Source organism: Bifidobacterium catenulatum DSM 16992 = JCM 1194 = LMG 11043, from assembly GCF_001025195.1.
Taxonomy (GTDB): domain Bacteria; phylum Actinomycetota; class Actinomycetes; order Actinomycetales; family Bifidobacteriaceae; genus Bifidobacterium; species Bifidobacterium catenulatum.
The window spans coordinates 292,706-316,198 of sequence record NZ_AP012325.1 but is presented as its reverse complement, the minus strand read 5'-3'; the positions used below and the strand labels follow the sequence as shown (position 1 = coordinate 316,198).

Here is a 23,493-nt window from a genome sequence, read left to right as displayed (position 1 = left end):
TTAAGCGCTTCATCCTTTGTCACCCACATTGCGAGTCCCTCGTTTTGAGTCTGCACAAGCGAAAATACGGCACCAAACGGGAGTCGTGCAGACGGAAAGTAGGGTGATTCAAGAATATGAAAATCCCGGATCCGTCGCGAAAAACTGAGATTGCGACAGATACGGGATTTGATGACCGTTCGTCTGAACGCCAGAAATTTCAGGCGCTCAGACGCGGGGATCAGGCTTCGAAGTAACCGGATGCGCTCAGGCGCGCATTCGGATCGAGCAGCATGGCCTTCTCCACTTCGTGCGCGTTGTAGCCGCGGCCATCCTCATGGAAACGACGGTTGTCGATCGGCTCGTAGAGAGCGGCGCGGCCCATCATACCTTCCTCAAGGCGACGCTGGCCAGCGGCCAGACGCTCGTTGGCGCGATCACGCCATGCGTTCAGCACCTCGACGCCCGCGGTGTTGGCCACCGCCGCTTCGAATGCGCCCGGATTGACAATCGCAGCGAAGCCGGACACGTGGCCGAAACCGAGCGACGTGGCCAGGCCCGCCTTGACGGAGCCGACCTTCAGCGGCTCGCGCAGCCAAACCATGTGGTCGTCGCGCATGAGCTTCGGATCAACGCAGTCAAGGGCAGCATTGGCCGGAATCACACCGGACTTGAACAGCTGGGTCAGACCGTTGACCTGGAAGATGCAGGCACCGCCCTTGGCATGGCCGGTGAGCGTCTTCTGCGAGATCACGAACAGCGGGTTGCCGTCGGTGCGGCCAATGGCGTGGGCCAACGTGTTGTGCAGTTCGGATTCGTTCGGATCGTTGGCGTTGGTGGACGTATCGTGCTTGGAAACCACGGCGATGTCGTCCGGAGTGATGCCAAGACGGGCCAGATCGCGCACCAGCTTGGAATCCTTGCCGCCCATGCCCGCTGCAAGCGCACCCAAGCCCGGAGCCGGGATGGAAGTGTGCGCGCCATCTGCGTAGGAGTGTACGAATCCGATCACGCCGGCAACCGGCAGGCCGAGCTTCAACGCGATATCGCCACGGGTCAGCAGAATGGTGCCGCCACCCTGGGATTCCACGAATCCGCCACGACGACGGTCGTTGGCGCGGGAGAAGAAGCGCGCATCGATGCCCTTGGCGTACATTTCCTCCGAATTGGCGGTGGCGTTCATGTTGCCGAATCCGATCACGGATTCCACGCCGATGTCGTCGATTGCGCCGGTGACCACGAAGTCGGCCTTGCCGAGCGCGATCTTGTCGGCACCCTCTTCAAGAGAGACGGCTGCCGTGGCACAGGCGGAAACCGGCTGGACCATGTTGCCGTAGCCGCCGATATAGGACTGCATCACATGGGCCGCGACAACGTTCGGCAGAGCTTCCTGCAGAATGTCGGTCGGAATCTCATGGTTGAGGAAGCGATCCAAGTACAGCTTGCGCATGGAGGCCATGCCGCCGAAACCGGTGCCCTGCGTGGAGGCGACCATCGACGGATGCACCGCTTCGAGGATTTCGGTCGGCGTGAAGCCTGCGGACAGGTAGGCGTCGACCGTGGTGACGATGTTCCACAAGGCGATCTTGTCGACGTCGCCGACCATGGAGGCCGGAATGCCCCACTTGACCGGGTCGAAGCCCTTCGGGAACTGGCCTCCAACCGTACGGGTCATGGCCGCGCGCCGAGGCACGCGAATCATGGAGCCGGCATGGCGGGTGACGTTCCATTCGCCGGATTCGACATCGGCCGCGAAGCTGGTGTGCGTTTCGTCAAGCTTGACGTACTCTTCGGCAATCTCACGAGTCGGAACCGAGAAGGTCACATCGTGGTCAAGGAACACCTCGGCCTCTTCCTCGTCGGTGCCGTCCTTGTAGTCGTTGCCCATGCCTTCGTCGAACGGACGCACGCCGGAGCGTGCCACGACCTCGTCATGGTAGCGTTCCGCGATATCCTCCTCAGGCACGAGGTTGCCGTCCACGTCGTACCAGCCCGGCTTGGGGCTGTCGTTCCACGTCAGCAGACCCATGTTCCATGCCAGTTCGAGCACCGCGCCGGCAGACAGATCCACCTGACCATCGGAATGAATGCCGAGTTCGGCTTCGAAGCGGGTACGGCCGGAACCCCACGGTCCAAGCTCGCCCACAGACACGATGACGATTTCGTCTTCCGGACGAGCGGTGACGTTCTGCCAATCGACAAGATCGACTTTGGCCTGACGCGGAGCACGCGGGCTTGGCAGCGCCTTAATAAGCGTCTTGGCCGCGGTATCGGATTCGTCGCCTGCGATTGCGTTCTTGGCATTCGCTGCTTCCGCTTGGACCGCGTCTTCCATGGCTTCCGCACGCAATGCCTTGATGTCGATCGGCTCGTTGCCGAGTCCGCCGGTCAGATCCACGTCAAGCGGGGCCTTGGCTGCTTCGATACGGGATTCGCGGGTGGAAAGGTTCAGCAGTTCAACTGCAATTTCGGCGGTGGAATAGGTCTTCAGACCGTGACGCTCCACCACTTCGACCAGCGGATCATTGCCACCCATCAAGCCCGTGCCGCGCACCCAACCGATCTTCGGATGGGCGAAGGTCACACGGCTCGACCACACCTTTTCGGCGCGAGCACGGTTCACGATCGCATCAAATGCGCTCTTCACTTCGCCATAGGCACCGTCGCCGCCGAAAATACCGCGGTTCGGCGATCCCGGCAACACCACATGCAACTTATGCTGCACATCGGTGTCGGCACCGATCTTCGCAAGTCCGGCAATCGCACGCTCAACACCCCACAGCATGAGGCGAGTCTGGGATTCGAACAGTTCACCGGAATCGGCAAGGTTGCCATGTACCGGCGGAGCCGCGAACGGGAAGAACAGGCTCGGCTCGTAAGCAGGCTTGAGAATCGTGGTGGTCGCACCGGAAGTCTTCTTCTGCACATTGCCGACCCAAGCGACCAACGCGTCCACATCACGGTAGCTTGACAGGTTCGCGGGAACCAGCCACAGCTTGGCATCGCCCGCCGCATGCTCACGGTAGGTCTGCTTGGCCCATGCCTTCACGCTTGGCTTGAAGCTGTGCGAGGTGGCCACCACGGTAGCGCCGCCTGCAAGCAGGCCGTTGACCACCTGGGCTGCGATGGAGTTCGGAGCCACGCCGGTCACCACTGCGATATCTCCAGCAAAACGGCTGTTTTCTGCCGATTCGGAAGCGTTTTCTCCTGCTTCGGCAGCGACACGATTGAATGCGATCTTCAGATCCGCGTTGTCGCTCTTGCCTGCATACCAAGCGGCTTCGTCGGCAATGGTCTTGCCGAGACCGATGAAGCTGCCGTTCAATGCGGATTCATCGTTGTTGTAGTAGGCGCGTGCCAAGTCTTCACGTGCGGATGCCCAACGATCGTCAAACAGAATGGCCTTGCGCTCGTCGAAACGAGGTTCGACCTGCTTCGGCCAGTCAGCGCCGAGTTCAGCTTCGACCGCAGCCACAACAGCCGCGTTCTCATCAGCGGTTTCCTCGGCAACCGGAGCGACTACGCCCAGCTGGTTCAGCACGAATTTCGCCGTGGAGGCGAGCACGCCGTCAGCACCGGTCACCTTGGCTGCGAACGCGTCCAAAGCGGCGGAATCAACCACTGCCCCGCCGGCTGCGCCACCGGCGCTCGGCATGGCAACGGCGATGCCCTTATCGGCAGCAACCTTCTGCACGGCCGCATCGATCAGCGCGTTGGCAGCGGCCGCATTGGAAGCGGCATCCGTGCTCAACGAGGCAAGATCACCGCCACGAGAGCTGGCCCCCTCACGGGTTTCGAGCACGAGCGCAGCCACCACATGGGAAGCCCACCCTTCGCCAAGCTGCCATGTATCGGTCACACGCTTAGTGATCTGGCCGAGCTTCACACCGGCGGCACCGAACATGCCACGCACACGGTCGCGCACAATGTCGGACAGCACCGGACCGAACGCCTTGTAGTTCGGAGCGACCTTATTGACCAAAGCGCTCAGCGCCTTGACCGTCGCTTCGGCAGCACCATCCACGGATGCCACACCCAGTTCGGAACTGATGTCCATAAGCAGCTGATTACGGCGAGAAGACACACCATTGGTCAGCGTATCGGTGGTATCGCTTTCGCCGATCTGATCGGGGCGAACCTTAGCCGAGTAAGCCAGCAATGTGGCAATCGCATCGGATGCCTTGAATGCAATATCCGCAACGGCAACGTCAGACGGAGCGCCGGCGGGAGCTGCAACAACCGGAACTTCCGCAACAGCAGCAGGAGCAGCCGCAGGAGCTGAGGCAACAGCCGGAGCAGCAGCCGCAGAAGAAGCAGAAGTCGCAACCGCAGAATCGTCAGCATCTTCTTCCGGAACCAACGAATCGGAATCAGTCATGTACACGCGGCCTTCATCGCGACCAACGTTGTACACCGTCACATCGCGACCGGCAAACTGCGGCAGACGCAACGTCTTGGAACCCAGATTGGCGAGCGTCGGAGCATTGCCGAGACCAACCTCAACATACTCTTCCACACCAAGACCGCCCTGCTCGGAGGAACCGAACAGCAGAGCCTGCGTCTCAATCCAACGCACCGGAGAGGCGAACTGCCAAGACAGCAGTTCCGTAAGCAGCAATCGGCCGAGCTTCTGATCATCAGCAGCATAGGAATCCCAAATCTGCGGATCATCCAAAGCGGCCTGAATGCGCTCGGACGGCACGACTTCGAGAATCTTGGCCGCGAATTCCTTCGTCATTTCGAACGGAGCCGCAACCAGGTTCGGAATGTAGCGTCCGACCAGGCGGCCACGGTAATCGATGGTCTGCGGCAGGAGCGCGTCAAGCTTGTCACGGAATTCCGGCACACCCTTGCGCAGCAGCGTGGAATGGAACGGCACATCGATGCCCGGCACCAGCATGAACGCTGGCTTGCCGCCATATTCGGCCACGCGGCGGCTGGAATCGGCCTTCAGCGCCTTCAAACCGGCAATGGTGCCTGCCACGGCATACTGCTGGCCAGCCAGGTTGTAGTTCACGATCTGCAGGAACTCGCCGGAAGCCTTCGACACGGATTCAACGTACTCGCGCACACCGTCATCGCCCACACCGAACTGGTTCGGACGCAACGCACCCATACGGTAGTTGGAACGGCCCTTCGCATCGCGCGGAATGAGGTGATGCATGGTGGAGCCGCGGTGGAACACGAGTTCGATCACGGTTTCCAGCGGAATCACGCCGGCGAAGGAGCTCAACGCGTTGTATTCGCCCAGCGAGTGGCCTGCGAAATAGGCAGGCCAAATGTCGGCGCCGGCTTCGCGCAGACGTGCGGTCTGGGCGAATGCCACGGTGGCGAGCGCCACCTGCGTGAACTGGGTCAGGTTGAGCAGGCCTTCCGGATGGCGGTAGGTCACGCCGTTGGCGGTCAGTTCCTTCGGATTGTCACGCACGACGGCAAGGATCGAGAATCCAAGCTTCTCGCGGGTCACCTTGTCGGCACGCTTCCATACGTCTCGTGCGGCCGGGGACTTGGCACGCTCGTCGAGCACCATGCCCTGCTGCTGTATGCCCTGGCCCGGGTATACGAACGCGGACTTCGGCGCGCGCACGATGGCGGTACCACGAGACACGATGTTGCCTTTGATACGGCTGGTCACTTCGAGCACCATGCCGGAGTGAGCCACGCGTCCGACGCGTTCGATGGAGATTTCCACTTCGTCGTCGAGCTGCACCATGCCGTACATGTTGTAGGTCCAGCCTGCGATTTCATAGTGCGCACCCTTGCCGTCAAGCGCCTGCACCGCGTATTGTGCGGTTGCGGAGAGCCACATGCCGTGCACGAGCGGTGCCGCAAGACCGGAAACAGCAGCGCCACGATGCGAGGTGTGAATCGGGTTGAAATCGCCGGAAGTACGTGCGAAGGCGGTCATCTCGTGCGGAGCGGTCACCTTGACGCGGCGCAGCAGTCGGCGCGGAGTGCTTTCGATTTCCGCGTCGATTCCACCATAGTCTGGTGCTTCCGTCGGCAGTGCGTCGGAGTATGCACGACCACGGATGGCGAAACGTTCGGTTTCGTTGGCAAGCACGGTGCCGTCTTGCGTGCTGTGGGTGACGTGGATGGTCACCACACGGCCGGATGCCGATTCGAAGTAGTCTTCGGCCCAGCTGGTCAGCGCGATTTGTTCGCCGATATGCTTGAGCAGTTCGTCTTCGCTGACTTCCAGTTCGATGAGATGGTCGAGATGCACTGCGTTGAGCAGGCCTTCGATCACCGGGAAGCCGTTGACGTACACGGATCCGAGGGCCGCGTAGATGGCGGGCCATGCCGGTCCGACGAGCGCGTCCGGTGCGATGCGGGACGGCACCAGGTTGCTTGGCAGCGCGCCGCCGGTGGCCGCTTCATGGTCGAAGCCGAGGTTGGCGGACAGCGTGTAGCTGGCATGCGCCTGGCCGAACGGATAGGAAGCTTTGTCAGCCACCTGTTCAATAACAGGCATGGCGGTGAGCTTGTCTCCAGTAATGGCGGTGTTACCAATGCCGGCAGTGTCTGCAAGCATACGGTACACGTGTTCCGGTAGGCGGTCACGGTCGACCACCGGGAAGAGCCCGGATTCGTTGCCGTCTACGTTCAGCGGGATGACGATGTCTCGTACGGCATGCTTGGACTTGCCACCGTCCGGATCGTTGTCCCAGTAGGTATCGAGATGGATGTCGAGATCGTACTTTTCGACGCTTCCTTCGCTGGAAATCTTGCGAATCTCATAGTTGGCGTCACCGTTGCTAGTGCCGTATGCCGGGTTTGCCATGAGATGGCCCACCCACGAAATGTTCGGGGATTTGCGAATGAATTCTTCTGCGGAAGATGCCGCGCCGAGCTGGGCGAACGCGGTTTTAGCTGCGATCGGCGATTCTGCGGAAACGCGCTTGACCATGGTCGCTTCGAAACGGCCAAGAATGTCGGCGACCGGTTCGTCAACGGTGGTGATGCCCGCGACGGAGATCGGACCAGGAATAATACGCACGGAATCGGCGGAGTAACGGGAGTCTTCGGACTGCCACAGCTGGTCCTGACCCCACCAACGCAGCAGGTCGTTATCGATGACGGGCACGAACGGCATTGGCTTCGGATATTCACGCACGAGCACCGGGAACCAAGCTTCATCCATCGGGGTGACGGTCAGTTCGTCGGCTTGCGGATAGACTTCGGCAAGCTTGGCGATGGCCGCGTGCGGATCGGATTCCACATCGGCACGGGATGCGAACAGCGATGCGAATTCGCCGCTTTCCTGCGTGGTGACGCGAGCTTCAATACGCTGCAGCAAGTGCAGGAAGCGATCGGCATAGGTTTCGTCGACCCACGGGAAAGCGAGATCGGCGAAACGCTGCGCCCATGCGAGATAGGTCATGGCCTTCAGGTCACCGAAATACGGCTTCGCGGTGGCGTTCAACGCTTCGATGATTTCCTCACGACGGCTTTCCAGCTCTTCCGGATGCTTCATCACGCGCACCAGCAGGCGTCCACAACGTGCGGAAGAGTTTTCCAGCTCGTAAATGTCAGCATGCAGGTGGCTCAGGCCGGAAGTGACTCCACCCTTGGCCTGGCCGCTCGGCACCCACTGCTCGCCCAGCGGAGCGAACGGATCGGCGTCTGCTCCCTTGGCGGGAATGCCTGGGGTGTTGACGAGCATCTGCTTGACTTCAGGGCTGGTGTGCGCTTCCTTGGCGGTCATCACGGCGGTGCCGACGAGCACGCCATCCACCGGCATGAGCGGGCGACCGTATTCGGCGGACCATTCGCCGGTGATGTAGTCGGCGCCACGTTCCGGCGTACCGATGCCGCCGCCGACCACGAGCACAAGGTTCGACTGTTCGCGCACTTCGGCATAGGTGCTGAGCAGCAGATCATCCAACGATTCCCACGAATGGTGACCGCCTGCGGAACCGCCTTCAACTTCGATCAGCACCTTGACCGGAGCGACGGCCTTGGCGATACGCACCACCTGACGAATCTGGTCGACGGTACCCGGCTTAAAGCTCACATATGGGAATCCGTCGGCGTTGAGATTGTGGATGAGTTCCACGGCCTCGTCAAGTTCCGGAATGCCCGCGGACACGACCACGCCGTCGATCGGAGTGCCGCTGGCACGCTTCTTCGGCACGATACGCTGGGATCCGAACTGCAGGTTCCACAGGTAGCGGTCCATGAACATCGCGTTGAATTCAACGGTACGGCCTTCTTCAAGCTCTTCTTCTAGCTTGGCAACATGACGGTCGAACACGCTGGCGGTCACCTGGCCACCGCCTGCAAGTTCCGCCCAGTAGCCGGCGTTGGCGGCCGCGGCCACGATTTCCGGCTCCACGGTGGTCGGGGTCATGCCGGCGAGCAGTACCGGAGCCTTGCCGGTCAGTTCGGTGAATGCGGTGCGCACCTTGTCTCCAGCGGAGGTGTGGATGATGCTTGGTGCGAAGCGGGTCCAGTTCTGGGTGCGCTCCGGCAAGGTTTCCAGCGTGGAGAGCTCGCCACGATCAGCCACGGTAGAGGCTTCCACCACACCGACACCAGTGCCTTGGGCAACAGTGGAGAACAGTTTGCCAACGGTGGTTCCCGGACCAAAGTCCAACACCCACAGGGCACTCGGATCGGTGGATTTCATGAGCGCACGCACGCGGGCGGCCCAATCCACATGGTTGAGCAGCACTTCGGCTGCAAGCTCGCGAGCGTGGTCGGCGTCGATTCCGCAGGATTCCGCCCATGAAACAGCCTGTGAAACAGCATCGGCCATGAGCGGGCTGTGGAACGGCAGGGTCACGTCAAGGTATTCGAGCACCGGTTCGAACACACGACCGCCACGCACCTTCTCTTCGCGCAGCTTGGCCTGGTGCTTGTGCTCCTTGGCCACTTCCACGCCGAACGCGGCCAGATCCTCCGGGTAGCCGGAGAGCACATAATGCGTGGCGGAATTGGTGACGGCCACGGCAATCGGGCCGCGGGCACCGGAAACACGCTTGATCAGCGCATCCACCTGGGCACGGGTGATGTCTTTGACCGACAGCATCGGCGTGGCTTCGCCGTGACGTGCGGCAAGACCAAGCTGACGCGCCTGACGGGTGCCGGCAACACCGATCAGCGTGGCAATCGCAAGAATTTCATCAATTTGCGCGGAAGCCGCCTCAATGGAACCCGCTTCGACAATCGACTGCACCATGTGCACGGCGAGCACGCCTTGGGAGTGACCGAGCACGGCAACCGGCTTGGCAACGGCGGGATTGTAGCCGAGAGAAGCAGCGTCGAGCAGCGCACCCAACTGGGCGAGAGCAATGCCCGGAACGCTTGCGGAAGCCGCTGCGGCAGCGCCGAGTCGTGCCGGATTCGGCTCGAATCCAAACAGGTCGACCGGGCGGCCGGTGGTGGCGAGCAGGTCGGCTGACACCGGGTACAGCAGTGCCTGAGCTGCGTCGGCATGGGCGTGCAGCGCTTCGTTGAGCACCGGATTGGCGTTTTGGTCGGTGAGCGCCACCGGCCATGGGGTGGATTGTCCGGCGAAGGCGAGCGCGTGCGGCTCACCGTTCAGTCGATCAAGAAAAAAGGTGTTCATGATGTTCCTTACTTGTTTCAAAAATCTTGCGATGTGTTCTTGCGATTGATTCTTGCGTTTACGTTTGCTTACGATTCATCCGCGCACTTTGCACCCGTCACAACGGCTGGTTGCCATGGTGTTTGGTGGTTTTGCGCACACGCTTCTTGCTGGAGAGCAGTTTGAGCGATTCGATGATGGTTTCGCGCGTTTGCTCGGGGTCGATCATGGCGTCGATTTCACCCATTTCCAGCGAAAGATTCGCGTTGACGGTGGTGCGTTCGTAGTCGGCCACGTATTTAGCCCGGAGCGCTTCGACGTCTTTGCCTGCGTCTTTGGCTTTCTGCAGGTCTTTGCGGTGGATGATGTTCACCGCTCCGGCTGCGCCGAGCACTGCGATTTGGCTGGATGGCCAAGCGTAGTTGAGGTCGGCCCCAATGGCTTTGGATCCCATCACGATGTAGGCACCGCCGAAGGCTTTTCGCAGGATTACGGTGACCAGCGGCACTTGCGCGTTGGCGTAGGCGTAGATCACTTTCGCACCGCGGCGGATGATGCCCGCATGTTCCTGTTCGGCGCCAGGCTTGTACCCGGGGGTGTCCACCAAGGTGACGACCGGCAGGTTGAACGCGTCGCACAGACGCACGAATCGTGCCACTTTTTCGGAGGAATCCACGTCGAGGATGCCCGCGTTGACGTTCGGCTGGTTTGCCACAATGCCGACCGGATGCCCGTTCACGCAGGCGAATCCCACCACTGCGGAGCTTGCAAACAGCTCGTGCACTTGTACGAATTCGCCGTAGTCCACGATGCAGCGGATCACGTCGAGCACGTCGTATGGCTGGCGGTCGTTGTCGGGCACGATGGTGGCGAGTCGTTTGGCTACGTCACGATCGGAGCGGGTTGCGGCGTACGCGTAGGTGGGAGGCTGCAGGTCGGAGTTGGACGGCAGGTAGGCGAGCACGGTTCGCGCGTAGTCGATCGCGTCAGCTTCGTCTTCGCCCAAATAGTGCGCTACGCCGGAGGTGGCGTTGTGCACATAGCCGCCACCGAGATCGTCCATGCTAATCACTTCGCCGGTGGCCGCTTTGACCACGTCAGGGCCGGTGACGAACATGTTGGAGTTCTCGCGGGTCATGATGATCAGGTCGGTCAGTGCCGGGCAGTACACGGCTCCGCCCGCGCAAGGGCCGAGAATCAGCGAAAGCTGCGGCACGAAACCGCTGGCATCGCAGGTTTTGCGGAACAGATGCCCGTATTGCGTCAGCGCGGCCACGCCTTCCTGAATGCGGGCGCCACCCGAATCGATGAGCGCGATGATCGGCACTTTCAGATCGAGCGCCTTGTCCATCAACCGGCAGATCTTGCGGCCTTCCGCGACTCCCAAAGTGCCGCCACGCACGGAGAAATCCTGCGCATAGACGGCGACTTTGCGCCCGAACACTTCGCCGAAACCTGTGATGACCGCCGCTCCCGCACGACCACCGTTGATGTCGCCGCCGCAGAATCGTCCGATTTCCTCAAAAGAACCGGTATCGAGCAGCAGGTCGAGACGTTCGCGTGCCGTCAGCTTGCCTTTAACGTGCTGGCGATTGCGTGCATGATCTTCCGCTTCGTGCGCGAGTTGTGCCGCTCGCAGTACGGATGCGCGGATTGGCTGGGACGCGCCCGGCACGTCGGTTGCGGAGGCGGTTGCGGCCGCAGAGACGGCTTCGGCTGCGTTTTTGCCGAGTCGTTCCTGCTGTTCCATCACGATTTTCACGGCTTCTTTAACGGCCGGGCTTGCGATGATATCGGTCATCACTTACCCCCTTCCGTAGTGTCGCCAACAGCGGTTCCGTCAGCTTGCTTTCCGTTACCGCTCGCTCCGGTCACATCGATGGTCATCAATGTTTCGCCGGCTTCCACGCCCGCCGCGGGCCCCACGAAAATCTTGGTGACGGCGCCCTTGACCGGCGCATACACATAGTTTTCCATCTTCATGGATTCGAGTACGACGAGCAGGTCGCCCTTGGCCACCTGCTGGCCTTCGGCCACGTTAATGCGTGTCACGACGGCCTGCATCGGACTTGCGATCACGCCGGATTGGCCGTCGTTGCTTTGCTGTTTTTTCTGCGCATGATGCAGTCCCTGCCCGCGCAGAGGCTGGATGGCGCGTTTCGCGTCACGTGCTTTGGCACCGCCCGTCAGGTTGGCGACGATGTCGTTCGGCACGGTCAACGACACTCTGCGATTGTTGACTTCGATGACGAAGGTTTCGCTGGATTCCTTCTTGTCGACGTCAAGAGAGCCCGTCGTGCCAGACACGGATGCCGGCTGCCCTCCTTGGGACGATACGGCTTCTTTGTTGAGATACTTGCGTTCCAGCCATTTGGTGCTGACATCGTATGCGGCACCGTGTTCGGCGGTGAATTCGTCGTCATTGAAGATCTGTTCGAACAGGCTTGCCGGAGTTGGCACGCCTTCCACTTTCAGTTCGCTCAATGCTCGGCGCACACGTGCCACGGCCGCGGCGCGGTCGGATGCGGTGACCACGAGTTTGCCCATCATCGAATCGAATTTCGGCGAGATGGTGTCGCCTTCGACGACGCCGGAATCCACGCGGATACCCGGTCCGGACGGCCAACGCAGCGAAGTCAGCGTGCCGGAGCTTGGCGCAAGGTTCTTTGCCGGATCCTCGCAGGTCAGACGCAGTTCGAAACTGTGCCCACGAAGCGGATGGTTCACGGTCAATTCCTCACCGTTGGCGATGGTCAGCTGCTCGCGCACCAGGTCGAGTCCGCAAACCTCCTCGCTGACGGTATGCTCCACCTGCAGGCGCGGATTGACTTCCAGGAAGTACACTTTGCCTTGCTCGGTCACCATGAATTCGCAGGTGCCAAGGCCTTCGTAATCGACCGCTTCGAACAGTCGGCGGGAGTAGGTTTCCAGCTGGTCGGTCACATCAGAGGGAAGGAACGGTGCGGGAGCCTCTTCAACAAGCTTCTGATTGCGGCGCTGCACGGAGCAGTCGCGCGTGGAATACACGGTGAAGTTACCGTGCGAATCGCGGCCGCACTGCGTTTCGACGTGACGCCCTTTGTCGATGAATCGTTCAACGAAATATTCGTTCAGATCGCCGCCCTGCAGCGCGTCATGATTCATGTAGAAGCCGCGCAGCTCATCATCATTATGCACCAGCGTGATGCCGCGGCCGCCGCCGCCATCGGTACGCTTGAGCATCAGCGGATAACCGTGCGTGTGTGCGAAATCAAGCAGCAATCGCATGTCGGAAATCGACTGGGAAATACCGGGAACCGGCGGAACTTTCGCAAACGTCGCCACACGACGTGCGGTGATCTTATCCCCTAAATCCACGAGGGCTTCCGGATTGGGACCAACCCAGGCCGCGCCCGCGTCGATCACTTTCTGTGCGAATGAAGCGACTTCGGAAAGGAATCCATAGCCCGGATGCACTGCGTCGGCACCGCTGCGCTGCAGAATGTCGATCAGCAGATCCTCGTTGAGATATGTGTCTTTGTATGTATCTCCGGAAAGCAGATATGCGTCGTCAGCCATCTGCACATATTGCGCATGACGATCCTGTTCCGCATACACCGCAACCGTGGGAATCCCCATCTCACGCGCGGTGCGCACTACGCGAAGAGCGATTTCGCCGCGATTCGCCACCAGAAGTTTGTTGACATTTTTAGGCATAACGTCAAGTTTGGCCGAACGAACGAAAAATCGGGAACTCGTTTCCCACAAAAGACACGCGATCTTTTTGTAAGGCTCCACAAACGTTACCGAAACTTAGCCAACCTACGATTGGGGGCATAAGTTGACAAACCATGCATTTTCGTCACTTTTGCGATTGCCGTCATTTCGGCCGTCAACAATCGTCGATTCATCAACAGTAATGCAAGCAGATTCAAGGAGAATTATCGTGCGTAACGCAATGCTGACGCTCAAAACCACACTGAAAACCGCTACCAGCGGCACTCTCGGCTCCGTACTCAAGCCCACGCTGTTCGCCGTACTCATGTGGGCAGCTTCCGCGGCCGGCGCCGTGCCGATTCCAGGCACGCCCGTGCCGATCACCTTGCAGACGTTTGTGGTGATGCTGGCCGCGCTGATGCTGCCGTGGAAGCAGGCCGGCGCCGCAATGCTCATGTATCTGGCGGCAGGCGCGGTCGGTCTGCCGGTGTTCGCAGGCGGCGCTTCCACCATGGCATTGGTCGGCCCGAGCGCCGGCTTCCTGATCGGCTTCCTGCCGGCAGCCGTCGTCACCTCGCTGCTCAAGGGCGAAGCCCGCACCGATTCGCTGAAGCACGGTGCGCTGACCGCCGCACGTTATCTGTTCGCCTGCGTCGCCGGCTGCATTGTGCTTGACTATCTGCTTGGCTTCATCGTGCAGTCCGCCATTACCGGCGTTGCGCTGCCGATCGTCGCGGTGGCTTCCATGGGATTCATTGCCGGCGACGCGGTCAAGGCCGTTGTCGCTTCCGCTGTGGTCGCAGGTCTTGCCAAGCTGAAGTGAGTGGAACGCGTTACGAACGTTTTCCTCACTTGCCGAGCACGCCCACATCGGCCGTGCTCACCCGATGCAACACGCCTTCCTGATCCTCAATAGTCAGGGAGGCGTCGTCGTTTAAAGCGTTAGCCTTGCCCCGCAGGATGGTTCCATCCACGAAATGCGCTTCGCAAGATTTGCCAAGCGTCCAACAGATCGGAATCATGACCTCTCTGGCACGCACGGCCTCACGATGGGGATCTTCCTCGAAATCAGCCAACCGCGAGCGCAATCCTTGCACCCAACGTGCGGCGATTGCATCGCGCATAACGGCAGCATCCGGCAGATCATGCGCAATCAACTGCAATGACGTGGCCATGTCTATCGGCAATCGTTCCTGCGCGACGGCAAGATTCAAACCGACGCCGATCACAATGGCGACGCGATCCCCACAACCCGTAATCGGCACCATTTCGGCGAGAATGCCGCCGAGTTTCCGTCCCTCCACGAAAATATCGTTCGGCCATTTCAGCGCAATGGTTCCAATCTTCCCGTCAAAATCGCCGCCGCAATCGCGTACCGCGCCAACAATCGCCTCACGCATCTCGTAACCGGCGATCATTTGCAGCCAACCGCTGACGGATAAATCGCGCATAATCGAAACGGGCACGCTTACCACCAGCGACACGATGAACGACTCCCCCGGAACGCTCGTCCACGTATGGTCGAGACGCCCGCGGCCTGCTGTCTGCTCATTCGCCGCAATGACCACGATTTCATGCCCGCTCCACGCAGACTTCCCTGCATTCACGCCATCCGCGCTGTTCACGCCATCCGCACCATTCGCACCGAACAGCACTCCCTCGCGCACCAAATTCGCGGCATACGTATTCGTGGATCCCACGGTGTCGAGCAGCAGCACCTGATCCGCCGCAACACAAGTACGCGGCATAATCATTGCCGAATCCAAAATCGCCATCATTACCTATCTACTACGGTATGTTCGATGCAACGTAACGGCCAGCACAACAACCACGCAGCCGCTATTCGTCCTGCCGCACTTGGCTGGCCTCATGCTCGCTGACCACGTTCGCATTGGCCGCCAGCCGCGCATTACGCGACTCGCGCCAGAATTGCAGGCATACGAAACCGAACACGAACGCGACCGGCAGCATATGCCGTTCGAAATTGTTGGCCGGAGCGGTGATCATCACGCCCATGAGCAGCAACAAGGGCAAATGCCACGACAGCGAACGCCACCGTCGCAGCACCACTTCGGCAGCGCCGACCAGCAGCATCAGCGTTACGTACAGATTGCCGTGCGTCACCCAGCCGACCACGGGAATATTGCCCCATCCTTTGGCGAAACCAGCCACCGCATCGCGCCAATCGTGGTTGTACAGGTGTATCCACACATTGCCGCTCTGCACGTAATCGTTGTTCACGTAGTAGTCCATCGACACGTACGGCAGGTCAGTCACGTTGAAATAGCCGAAACACTCCGCGAAAAACGCGTCGAGTGCGATCACGGGATTCGCGACGACGATTTCAAGCCATGCCTCGTTGAAGTTCTTCATGTCGTCTTCGGTGACGGTACGCCACTTGTAGCTGACTTTTTTTGATTGGATGCCGGAGGATTTCACCGGGTCGGCGTCCTGCCAGGAGTATGCTTCGGCCATTTGGTCGAGGTTGAAGATGGGTTCGAGCTTTTCCGCCGCGTCTGCCGGAATGCCTTTTGGATTGTATTTGGCGACGCGCGCGATCTGTTGCAGTTGGATGCCCCGGCTTTCGATTGGGTCGCCACCGATGATGGCACCCGTGTTGGTGAGGAATACGATGCCGCCATGAATGAGGATGGTCGGCAGCAGCAGTGCCACAAGATAGGTTTTCCAACGTTTTCGATCGTTGATGAGCGCCAGGATCAGGGTGAAGAGAATGATGTACCATGCGTATTTCGCGCTGATGAGCATCACGCAGCTTGAGATGATGAGCGCCATGATCGAGCGTTTGCGCAAACGAGTCGGCTTGCTGTTGATGGTGGGCAACGCTTTGATGTGCGTCATATGCAGTTCGTACCACACGCCGAACCACCATACGAATGCGAAAGCGAACAGCGGCGATTTCGTCAGGGAAATCGTGGCGAACACTGCAAGGGGGCACACCATGAAGAACAGAAGTATCACGAATCGGGTTTTCGCACCAGCCCGCAGTCTGGAAGGACGTGCCACGACGCCCGCTTCGGGATGCGTGTAATCGCGCATATTCCAGCAATCGTGGCGTTCCGGATGCGAGAAGTCGAATGTGCCGACGCCGAGCCTGCGCCACGGCAGGTTGAAGAATCGGTTGGCGGTCGCCGAACAGCAGAATGCGGCGAACAGCCATTGCAATGCGGCAAGCACCACAATGCCCGCATCGTTGGAGTCGGTGAAATAGCGGGAAACCGCCGCCACCGCGCCGTAGAACACGGTAAGCACAACGTTATGCTGGTCGGTCAGGTACGTGGGATTATCCGGCCACATGTAATGCGCGGTCGGGTAGATATCCATGGGCACGAACGAGAAGAAACCGATATACGGTTGCTTCAGGCCCATCCACTGGTTCAACGCCCAGCTGAATTCGCGGATTTGCGAACGTATGTCGGCGCCGAATGCAGCCAATAGCGTGGTCGGCACCCACAGCCAGCCGATCACGAACACCAGCATGAGTTTCCACCAGCAATCGGTGCAACGAGTCAGTTTGCGCCCAAGCCATACGATCATCGCATGAAGGGCACGCCCCGGACGACTGTGCGCAGCGTCATGCAGGTGTCGCAACATAATGCCGAGCACAGTGGTTGGCGTTCCCGCGATCTCGTCGCATAGTCTTTCATACCGACGTACGAAATATCGCGGAAGCACGCGACGGCCATGTCCGAATCTGACCAGCGCGACGACAATCGAAAAACATATTGCGAAAGCGACCGCCAAATACAGCACGTTCAGCCAGCCGAAGTCGGAAAGTCCGCCACCGAACCAATACAACGGTCCGATGGCACAACACCATGCCACCCACAGGCATGCCAGCACGGCCAGCGTCCAGCTGAGGAACGTGCCGACCTTTCCGCCACGCTTTCCGGTTTTCTTGACTTCGCTCATAAGCGGCATAATAGCGGCACTCCCCGAATGAGCCTCCCCTTGTTGCCGCCGCCCGTTCAGCGATTCGTTGGATAGACGGCTACACTTGACGCTTATGAACTCCGATCAGACAGACATTCTCGACCTTCTGGCAGGGCACACCGACGATTCGACCATCGAACGGCTCGCTTTCGAATGCCTGATGACAAATCTTACGGATGATCGCGTCGCCTCGTTGATGAACGTGCTCGGATGGCGCGGAAATTTCGATTGCTTCGCGATTGGCGGCACACCGAAGGTGAGTCCTGCCTCGGCTTCGCTTGTCGCGCGCAATGCGGTGCATGATTTGGGTGGAGAGCACGCGATCGTCGGCACATACGGCAGTTTTCTGCTGGTGTTGGTCTGCCAGATGGGAGCCGCCACAGCCGAGGTGACGTGCACATCTGTCATGCCCGCGTTCAGCGAGGATGAGCCGGTGTATTTGAGCCCGGTACGTTCCGGTGTCGTCGGCGCCTCGCATGTGTTGCGTGAAACCTTGTTCTCACTGCAGGCCGCTCCCGCTTTGGCCTCGCCGTCCCGCCCGTTGCGTGCCGACGAATTACTGCCTGAGAGGGCGCTTTTGGGCGATGACTACGCTCGTGAGGAGCTGTATCAGAACGTGTATCGGGTGCTTCATGGCGATAATCCCGACGATCCGACATTTGTGACGGTTTCCACGTTTTTGAGGAACGGCAGTTCGTTGGAGAACACCGCGAAGGATTTGAACGTGCATCCGAATACGGTGCGTTATCGTTTGAAGCGTGCCGCGGAAACGACCGGTTGGGATGCGACCGATCCGCGCGACGCATACGTGTTGACGACCGCGCTTGCAATTGGCCGTATGCGCGATCGTTGAAACCACTTTTCTGTTTTTAATATCTATCTGATATCTGGTTTCATTGAGATTCTTTGATATTCAGACAATTGCAGGATCATTATTTATTAAATGAGATAGATAATCGCAAGATATATACGAAAAGACCCGCATCTCGCGTTGGGGCGGGATGCGGGTCTTTTGCAAGCCATATAGAAGCTATTTGCAAGCTATACTGCTCAGGCGATGACCGCCGGATCAACCGGGACGCCCGGGTTCATCGTGGAGGTGATGGTCGCCTTGGTGACGTAGCGGCCCTTCACGGTGGACGGCTTCAGACGCTTGATTTCGTCGGCAACAGCCTTGAAGTTCTCGTCGAGAGCCTGCTCGGTGAAGGAGAGCTTGCCGATGAGGAAGCTCAGGTTGCCGTTCTTGTCAACGCGGAAGTCGACCTTGCCACCCTTGATGTCCTTGATGGCCTTGGCGACGTCCATGGTCACGGTGCCGGTCTTCGGGTTCGGCATGAGGCCACGCGGACCGAGCACACGGCCGAGGCGGCCGACCTTGCCCATCATGTCCGGGGTAGCCACCACGGAATCGAAGTCAAGGAAGCCGTCGGCGACCTTCTGCACGAGATCGTCGTCACCGACGATGTCGGCGCCAGCCTCGAGAGCCTCGGTGGCCTTCGGGCCACGAGCGAACACGAGAACCTTGGCGGTCTTACCGGTGCCGTTCGGCAGGTTGACGGAACCGCGGACCAGCTGGTCGGCCTTGCGCGGATCCACGTTCAGGCGCAGCACGGCCTCAACGGTCTGATCGAACTTGTACTCCGGCATGCTCTTGACGAGAGCGATGGCTTCGTTAGCGGTGTAAAGATTGTTACGATCGATCTTCTCAGAAGCTTCGCGGTACTTCTTGGAACGCTTTACCATTTGTCCCTCTCCTCTCAGTCGGTAACCGTGATACCCATCGAGCGGGCGGTGCCCTCGATGATCTTCATGCCGGCTTCGACGTCGCGTGCGGACAGATCAGCCATCTTGATTTCGGCGATCTCACGGACCTGAGCCTTGGTGACGGAGCCGACCTTGTGGGTCAGCGGGTTTTCGGTACCCTTCTGGATGCCCGCGGCCTTCTTCAGCAGAGCTGCCGCCGGCGGGGTCTTCAGAATGAAGGTGAAGGAACGATCTTCGAAAACGGTGATCTCAACAGGGATGACCTGGCCCATCTTGTCCTGCGTGGCAGCGTTGTACTGCTTGCAGAAGTCCATGATGTTCACGCCATGGGAACCCAGTGCCGGGCCCAGCGGCGGGGCCGGGTTGGCCTTGCCAGCCTGAATCTGGAGCTTGAGAAGCGCCGAGACTTTCTTCTTAGGAGCCATTGTATGGTTCTTCTTTCTGTAGAAGCGGTGGTAGCGGCACCGGAGTAGGTCTCCCGCGTCCGGTTCCTTCCGCAACGTATATTGCTGTGCTGTGCTAGCGGATTCCGCACCCTCGTTCAGGCACGCCAAACCCTCCAGACACAAGCTTTCTCATTGTGCCCACTCCCCCAGACAAAAAAAGACCCCGCAATGCGCGGGGTCTTTCAAAATCCTTACTATTTTAAATTTCAGGCTAGCTTTTCTACCTGATTGAAGCCCAACTCCACTGGTGTGTCGCGACCGAAGATGGACACGAGCACGGTGAGTTTCTGTGTGGTGGGCTCAACGTCGGAGACGACAGCTGCCATGGTGGTGAACGGACCGTCGGTGACGGTGACCTGATCGCCAACGGCGTAGGAGACTTCGAGGACGCGCTTCTTGTTGGCGGCCGGCTTGTCGCCAGCCTTCTTGAGCGCTTCGGAGGCAATCATCGGAGCCATCATGGAAACGACTTCCTTGCGGCTCAGCGGTGCCGGATCCTTGGTCGGACCAACAAAGCCGGTGACGCCTTCGGTTTCACGAACGATACGACGGGCGTTCTCATCCGGAAGCATGCGAATCAGCACGTAGCCGGGTACACGCACGCGGGTGATGACCTTCTTGCCCTTTTCAGTGTGCTTTTCGACCTCTTCCATCGGCACTTCAATCTGGAAGATCTTGTCTTCCATGCCGAAGCTCGCCACACGGGATTCAACGTTGGTCTTCACACGCTTCTCATAGCCGGAGTAGGTGTGCAGCACATACCATTTACCCTCGAGGGTGCGCAGGCTGTTGGAGAAGTCTTCGACGGCCTTGGCGCCGGCATCCTGCTCGTCATCTTCCTTGCCCTCTTCGGACTCGTCGGAAACGACTTCGGCAGTCGGCTCTGCCTCAACAGTCTCATCGGCGGTTTCCTGAACGCTTTCGCCTTCGGCCGGCAGCGCCTCAACGGCGGCCGCGGCCTCGAGATCAGCTTCAGGAGCCTCGTCGAGGTTGTCAGAAAACACTTCGTCAGTCATGCAGTTTCACCTTCAAGTTGTTGATCAGCCGAAGATCCACAGGGTCAGCTTGCCCAGACCGTAGTCCATGCCGGTGACCAGTGCCATCAGGAACAGCACGAAAATGAACACGGCGAGCGCCCAGAAGAACAGCTCTTTGCTGGTCGGGGTCACGACCTTGCGGAGTTCGTCGATAATCTGTTTGATGAACAAGCCAATTCGCATGAAGATGTTCGGCTTAACGGCCTTTTCGCTATTTTTTGCCTTCGCCATAATAATCCTCCGCTGAGCTTGTTGCAAGAAGCTTGGCAGGGAAGGCGGGACTCGAACCCACAACCTACGGTTTTGGAGACCGTTGCGCTACCAATTGCGCCACTTCCCTAGGTGTACTCTGCCGTTTCTACTTGCTGGCGAGGATTTTATGCGAAAAACCACGCAAGAAGTAAGCGGCAAAACCGCCAAGTCGAAATAATAGCGGGTATTTGCGACTTAGTCCAACCAGTTTTTTAAAAAACCTCTCAAAACCGCTATTTTCCAACGAAAAAAAGATTCGCACCCGGCATGTCACCGTGGTGCGAATCGTACGAAAAGTTTCAGTCAGGCCAGTATCAGGCTTCGACCCACTGCTTCATGCGTTTCATGCCCTCGACCAAATCGTCGTCGGCAAGTGCATACGAGAATCGCAGATAGCCAGGAGCACCGAACGCTTCACCTGGAACGGCCGCCACATGGCCTTCGTCAAGCAATGCCGCAGCCAGCTCGGACGTGCTCGCATAGGAAGCCTTGCTTGCGCCGAGCGGCTTGTTCAGCAGGGCGCTCACATCGGCGAACGCATAGAATGCACCGGTCGGCGTCGGGCAGTTCACACCCTCAATATCGTTCAACGCGGCAACGATGGTCTGACGGCGCCTGTCGAAAGCCTCGCGCATCTCGTACACGGCATCGAGCGAGCCGGACACGGCCGCGATTGCGGCACGTTGGGAGATATTGTTCACGTTGGACGTCATATGCCCCTGCAGCTTGGACGCGGCCTTGGCCACGTCGATAGGAGCGATCATCCAACCGACACGCCAGCCGGGCATGGCATACGTTTTGGCCACGCCGTTGAGTACCAGCAGCTGGCCACGCACTTCGGGCACTGCAGCGCCGACATACGTGGTTTTTGCGCCATCGTAGTTGAGATGCTCGTAGATTTCGTCGGAAATCACCCACACATGATGTTCCACAGCCCATTCACCAATCGCCTTGACGGTTTCCGGCTTCCACACGGCACCCGTCGGATTGTTCGGCGTGTTCACGATGATGGCTTTCGTACGTTCGGTACGCGCTTTTTCGAGATCTTCAAGACTTGGTTCGAAATTGCGGTCGGCACCGGCGAACACTTCGACAGGCACGCCTCCGGCCAGTTTCACCGCTTCCGGATAGCTCGTCCAATACGGCGTCGGAATGATGACTTCGTCGCCTTCATCAAGCAGGATTTGGAATGCCGAGTACACGGCCTGCTTGCCGCCGTTGGTTACGATAACCTGGTTCGGATCGACTTCGTAACCGGAATCGCGCAACGTTTTTTCTGCGATTGCCTTGCGCAGTTCCGGCAAACCTGCCGTTGGAGTGTAACGATAGTTCTTCGGATCCTGCACCGCTTCGGCCGCAGCTGCGACGATCGGAGCCGGAGTCGGGAAGTTCGGCTCGCCCGCGCCAAATCCAATGACGTCGATTCCTTCAGCTTTCATCGCTTTCGCTTTGGAATCAACGGCCAGAGTAGCGCTCGGAGCCACGCGGTTAATACGTTCGGAAAGAGTCTGCCAATCAGCCATAGTCATGCTTGCCATGCTAACCCTCCCGCCCGAAAAACAACAACCTTCTGGCATATTTTGGTCGCTTTTGCCGTTTCCTTTTTCTTTCCTTTGGCTGGTGTCCGGCAGGGACTGGAAGATAAATATTTCTACACCAAAACGAGGTTGTCGCGATGGACTAGGGGGTGTGCGTATTCTTCGCCGAGGAAACGCTTGAGCTGGGCGGTATTACGGCCGAGCATTTGCGGGATCTCTTCGGAGTCGAATCCTACAAGGCCTTTTGCGAGATGCTCTCCCGCTTCGTTGTCGATCCACACCGCGTCTCCGGCGGCGAAATCGCCCTTCACCTCGAGCACGCCGGCTGCGAGCAGACTGGCCGCTCCCCCACGTACCGCGTTGGACGCGCCCGCGTCGGCCACCAGAGTACCTTGCGGGTGGGCCGCGAAGCCAATCCATAGGCGGCGCGAAGAGCCACGGTCGTTGATTGGTGCGAATGCGGTGCCGACCGGGTCTCCCATCATGGCCGGGCCTGCGTTCGACGCGCAGGTGAGCACTGCGGGAATGCCGGAAACTGCCGCCACGCGGGCTGCTTCCATTTTGGTGACCATACCACCGGTACCCACATTTGATCCTGTGCCGCCGACCTGCACGTTGGCGAGCGCGTCTTCCACGTTCGGCACGTAGCTGATACGTTTCGACCCGGGTTCGCTTGGGGGTGCCGTGTAGAGCGCATCCACGTCGGTGAGGAGTACGAGGGCGTCGGCGACAACGATGTTGGCAATCAATGCGGAGAGGCGGTCGTTGTCTCCGAATCGGATTTCGTTGGATGCGAGCGAGTCGTTTTCGTTGATGATTGGCACCGCGCCCAGGTCGAGCAGTCTTTCGAGAGTGCGTCTCACGTTGCGGTATTGCTGTGGTGCGATGGTGTCGGATACGGTGATGAGGATCTGCCCGACGCGCAGTCCGTAGTGTGCAAAAGCGTTTTCGTATTGTGCCATGAGCAGGCCTTGGCCTACGGCCGCGCATGCCTGCTGGTCAGCCACGTCGGTTGGTCGCGCGTCGAAGCCAAGGGAACCGAATCCGGCTGCGATGGCACCGGAGGAGACGAGCACCACACGCCCGCCCATGAGTCGTACGCGTGCGATGGCCGCCACGAGCGCGTTGAGCCGTTCCGGATCGAGGTGGCCGCTTGGCTTGGTCAGCGAGCTGGATCCCACTTTCACCACGATGGTTTGCGCTTCGGCGATGGCTCGGCGCACTTGGGTTTGCGATGGCGTGTTCATGGTTCCTCCAGGCGTTCGAATGGCCGAAAA

At 59.4% G+C, this 23,493-nt stretch carries 12 protein-coding genes, 1 tRNA gene and 2 pseudogenes; 2 read left to right on the top strand and 13 right to left on the bottom strand.

Translation table 11 applies throughout. The annotated features are described in order from the left end of the window. Positions 1 to 220 precede the first annotated feature (220 nt). The 4 genes and pseudogenes from BBCT_RS09730 to BBCT_RS01200 form a co-directional block, all read right to left on the bottom strand. Positions 221 to 2,233 (bottom strand): annotated as a pseudogene (locus BBCT_RS09730) (beta-ketoacyl synthase N-terminal-like domain-containing protein); the annotation flags it as partial. Positions 2,234 to 2,301: 68 nt separating this feature from the next. Continuing rightward, positions 2,302 to 9,553 (bottom strand): annotated as a pseudogene (locus BBCT_RS01210) (fatty acid synthase subunit beta domain-containing protein); the annotation flags it as partial. 97 nt (positions 9,554 to 9,650) lie between these two features. Then, entirely contained in the window at positions 9,651 to 11,333 is a 1,683-nt protein-coding gene (locus BBCT_RS01205) for an acyl-CoA carboxylase subunit beta (RefSeq protein WP_003836109.1), read from the bottom strand. After that, complete coding sequence (locus BBCT_RS01200) at positions 11,333 to 13,228, bottom strand: ATP-binding protein (RefSeq protein WP_003836110.1); 1,896 nt, start codon at positions 13,226 to 13,228, stop codon at positions 11,333 to 11,335. Before BBCT_RS01200 ends, BBCT_RS01205 begins: the two co-directional genes overlap by 1 nt. A gap of 241 nt (positions 13,229 to 13,469) precedes the next feature. On the opposite strand from BBCT_RS01200, the gene BBCT_RS01195 reads away from it, so the two are divergent. Continuing rightward, positions 13,470 to 14,051: a biotin transporter BioY gene (locus BBCT_RS01195; protein ID WP_033512602.1), complete on the top strand. Its 582-nt coding sequence runs from the start codon at positions 13,470 to 13,472 to the stop codon at positions 14,049 to 14,051. Positions 14,052 to 14,076: 25 nt separating this feature from the next. Here BBCT_RS01195 and BBCT_RS01190 read toward each other — a convergent pair whose 3' ends face one another. Both BBCT_RS01190 and BBCT_RS01185 read right to left on the bottom strand, forming a co-directional pair. After that, positions 14,077 to 15,006 (bottom strand): biotin--[acetyl-CoA-carboxylase] ligase, encoded by a 930-nt coding sequence (locus tag BBCT_RS01190; RefSeq protein WP_003836117.1) that lies wholly within the window; start codon positions 15,004 to 15,006, stop codon positions 14,077 to 14,079. Between the two features lie 61 nt (positions 15,007 to 15,067). Next, the gene (locus tag BBCT_RS01185; RefSeq protein WP_003836118.1) at positions 15,068 to 17,167 is read right to left on the bottom strand and encodes a DUF6020 family protein; all 2,100 of its coding nucleotides are present in this window, start codon (positions 17,165 to 17,167) and stop codon (positions 15,068 to 15,070) included. An 85-nt stretch (positions 17,168 to 17,252) separates the two neighbouring features. Here BBCT_RS01185 and BBCT_RS01180 point away from each other — a divergent pair, with 85 nt between their 5' ends. Further along, positions 17,253 to 18,032, top strand: a complete 780-nt coding sequence (locus BBCT_RS01180; protein ID WP_003836120.1) for a PucR family transcriptional regulator — start codon at positions 17,253 to 17,255, stop codon at positions 18,030 to 18,032. 197 nt (positions 18,033 to 18,229) lie between these two features. Here BBCT_RS01180 and rplA read toward each other — a convergent pair whose 3' ends face one another. The 7 genes from rplA to proB form a co-directional block, all read right to left on the bottom strand. Then, positions 18,230 to 18,922 carry a 50S ribosomal protein L1 gene (gene rplA, locus BBCT_RS01175; protein WP_003836121.1) on the bottom strand — a complete coding sequence of 231 codons (693 nt, stop codon included), beginning with the start codon at positions 18,920 to 18,922 and terminating at the stop codon, positions 18,230 to 18,232. A gap of 14 nt (positions 18,923 to 18,936) precedes the next feature. Beyond that, positions 18,937 to 19,368 carry a 50S ribosomal protein L11 gene (gene rplK, locus BBCT_RS01170; protein ID WP_022245020.1) on the bottom strand — a complete coding sequence of 144 codons (432 nt, stop codon included), beginning with the start codon at positions 19,366 to 19,368 and terminating at the stop codon, positions 18,937 to 18,939. 227 nt (positions 19,369 to 19,595) lie between these two features. Further along, positions 19,596 to 20,405, bottom strand: a complete 810-nt coding sequence (gene nusG / locus BBCT_RS01165) for a transcription termination/antitermination protein NusG (protein WP_003836125.1) — start codon at positions 20,403 to 20,405, stop codon at positions 19,596 to 19,598. 24 nt (positions 20,406 to 20,429) lie between these two features. Then, complete coding sequence (secE, locus tag BBCT_RS01160) at positions 20,430 to 20,657, bottom strand: preprotein translocase subunit SecE (protein ID WP_003836126.1); 228 nt, start codon at positions 20,655 to 20,657, stop codon at positions 20,430 to 20,432. Positions 20,658 to 20,690: 33 nt separating this feature from the next. Beyond that, positions 20,691 to 20,766: transfer RNA gene (locus BBCT_RS01155), tRNA-Trp, on the bottom strand. Between the two features lie 226 nt (positions 20,767 to 20,992). Beyond that, a complete protein-coding gene (locus BBCT_RS01150; RefSeq protein ID WP_003836130.1) occupies positions 20,993 to 22,216 on the bottom strand; it encodes a pyridoxal phosphate-dependent aminotransferase in 1,224 nt (407 codons plus the stop codon). Between the two features lie 113 nt (positions 22,217 to 22,329). Continuing rightward, positions 22,330 to 23,463 (bottom strand): glutamate 5-kinase, encoded by a 1,134-nt coding sequence (gene proB / locus BBCT_RS01145; protein WP_003836132.1) that lies wholly within the window; start codon positions 23,461 to 23,463, stop codon positions 22,330 to 22,332. Between the last annotated feature and the right edge of the window lie 30 nt (positions 23,464 to 23,493).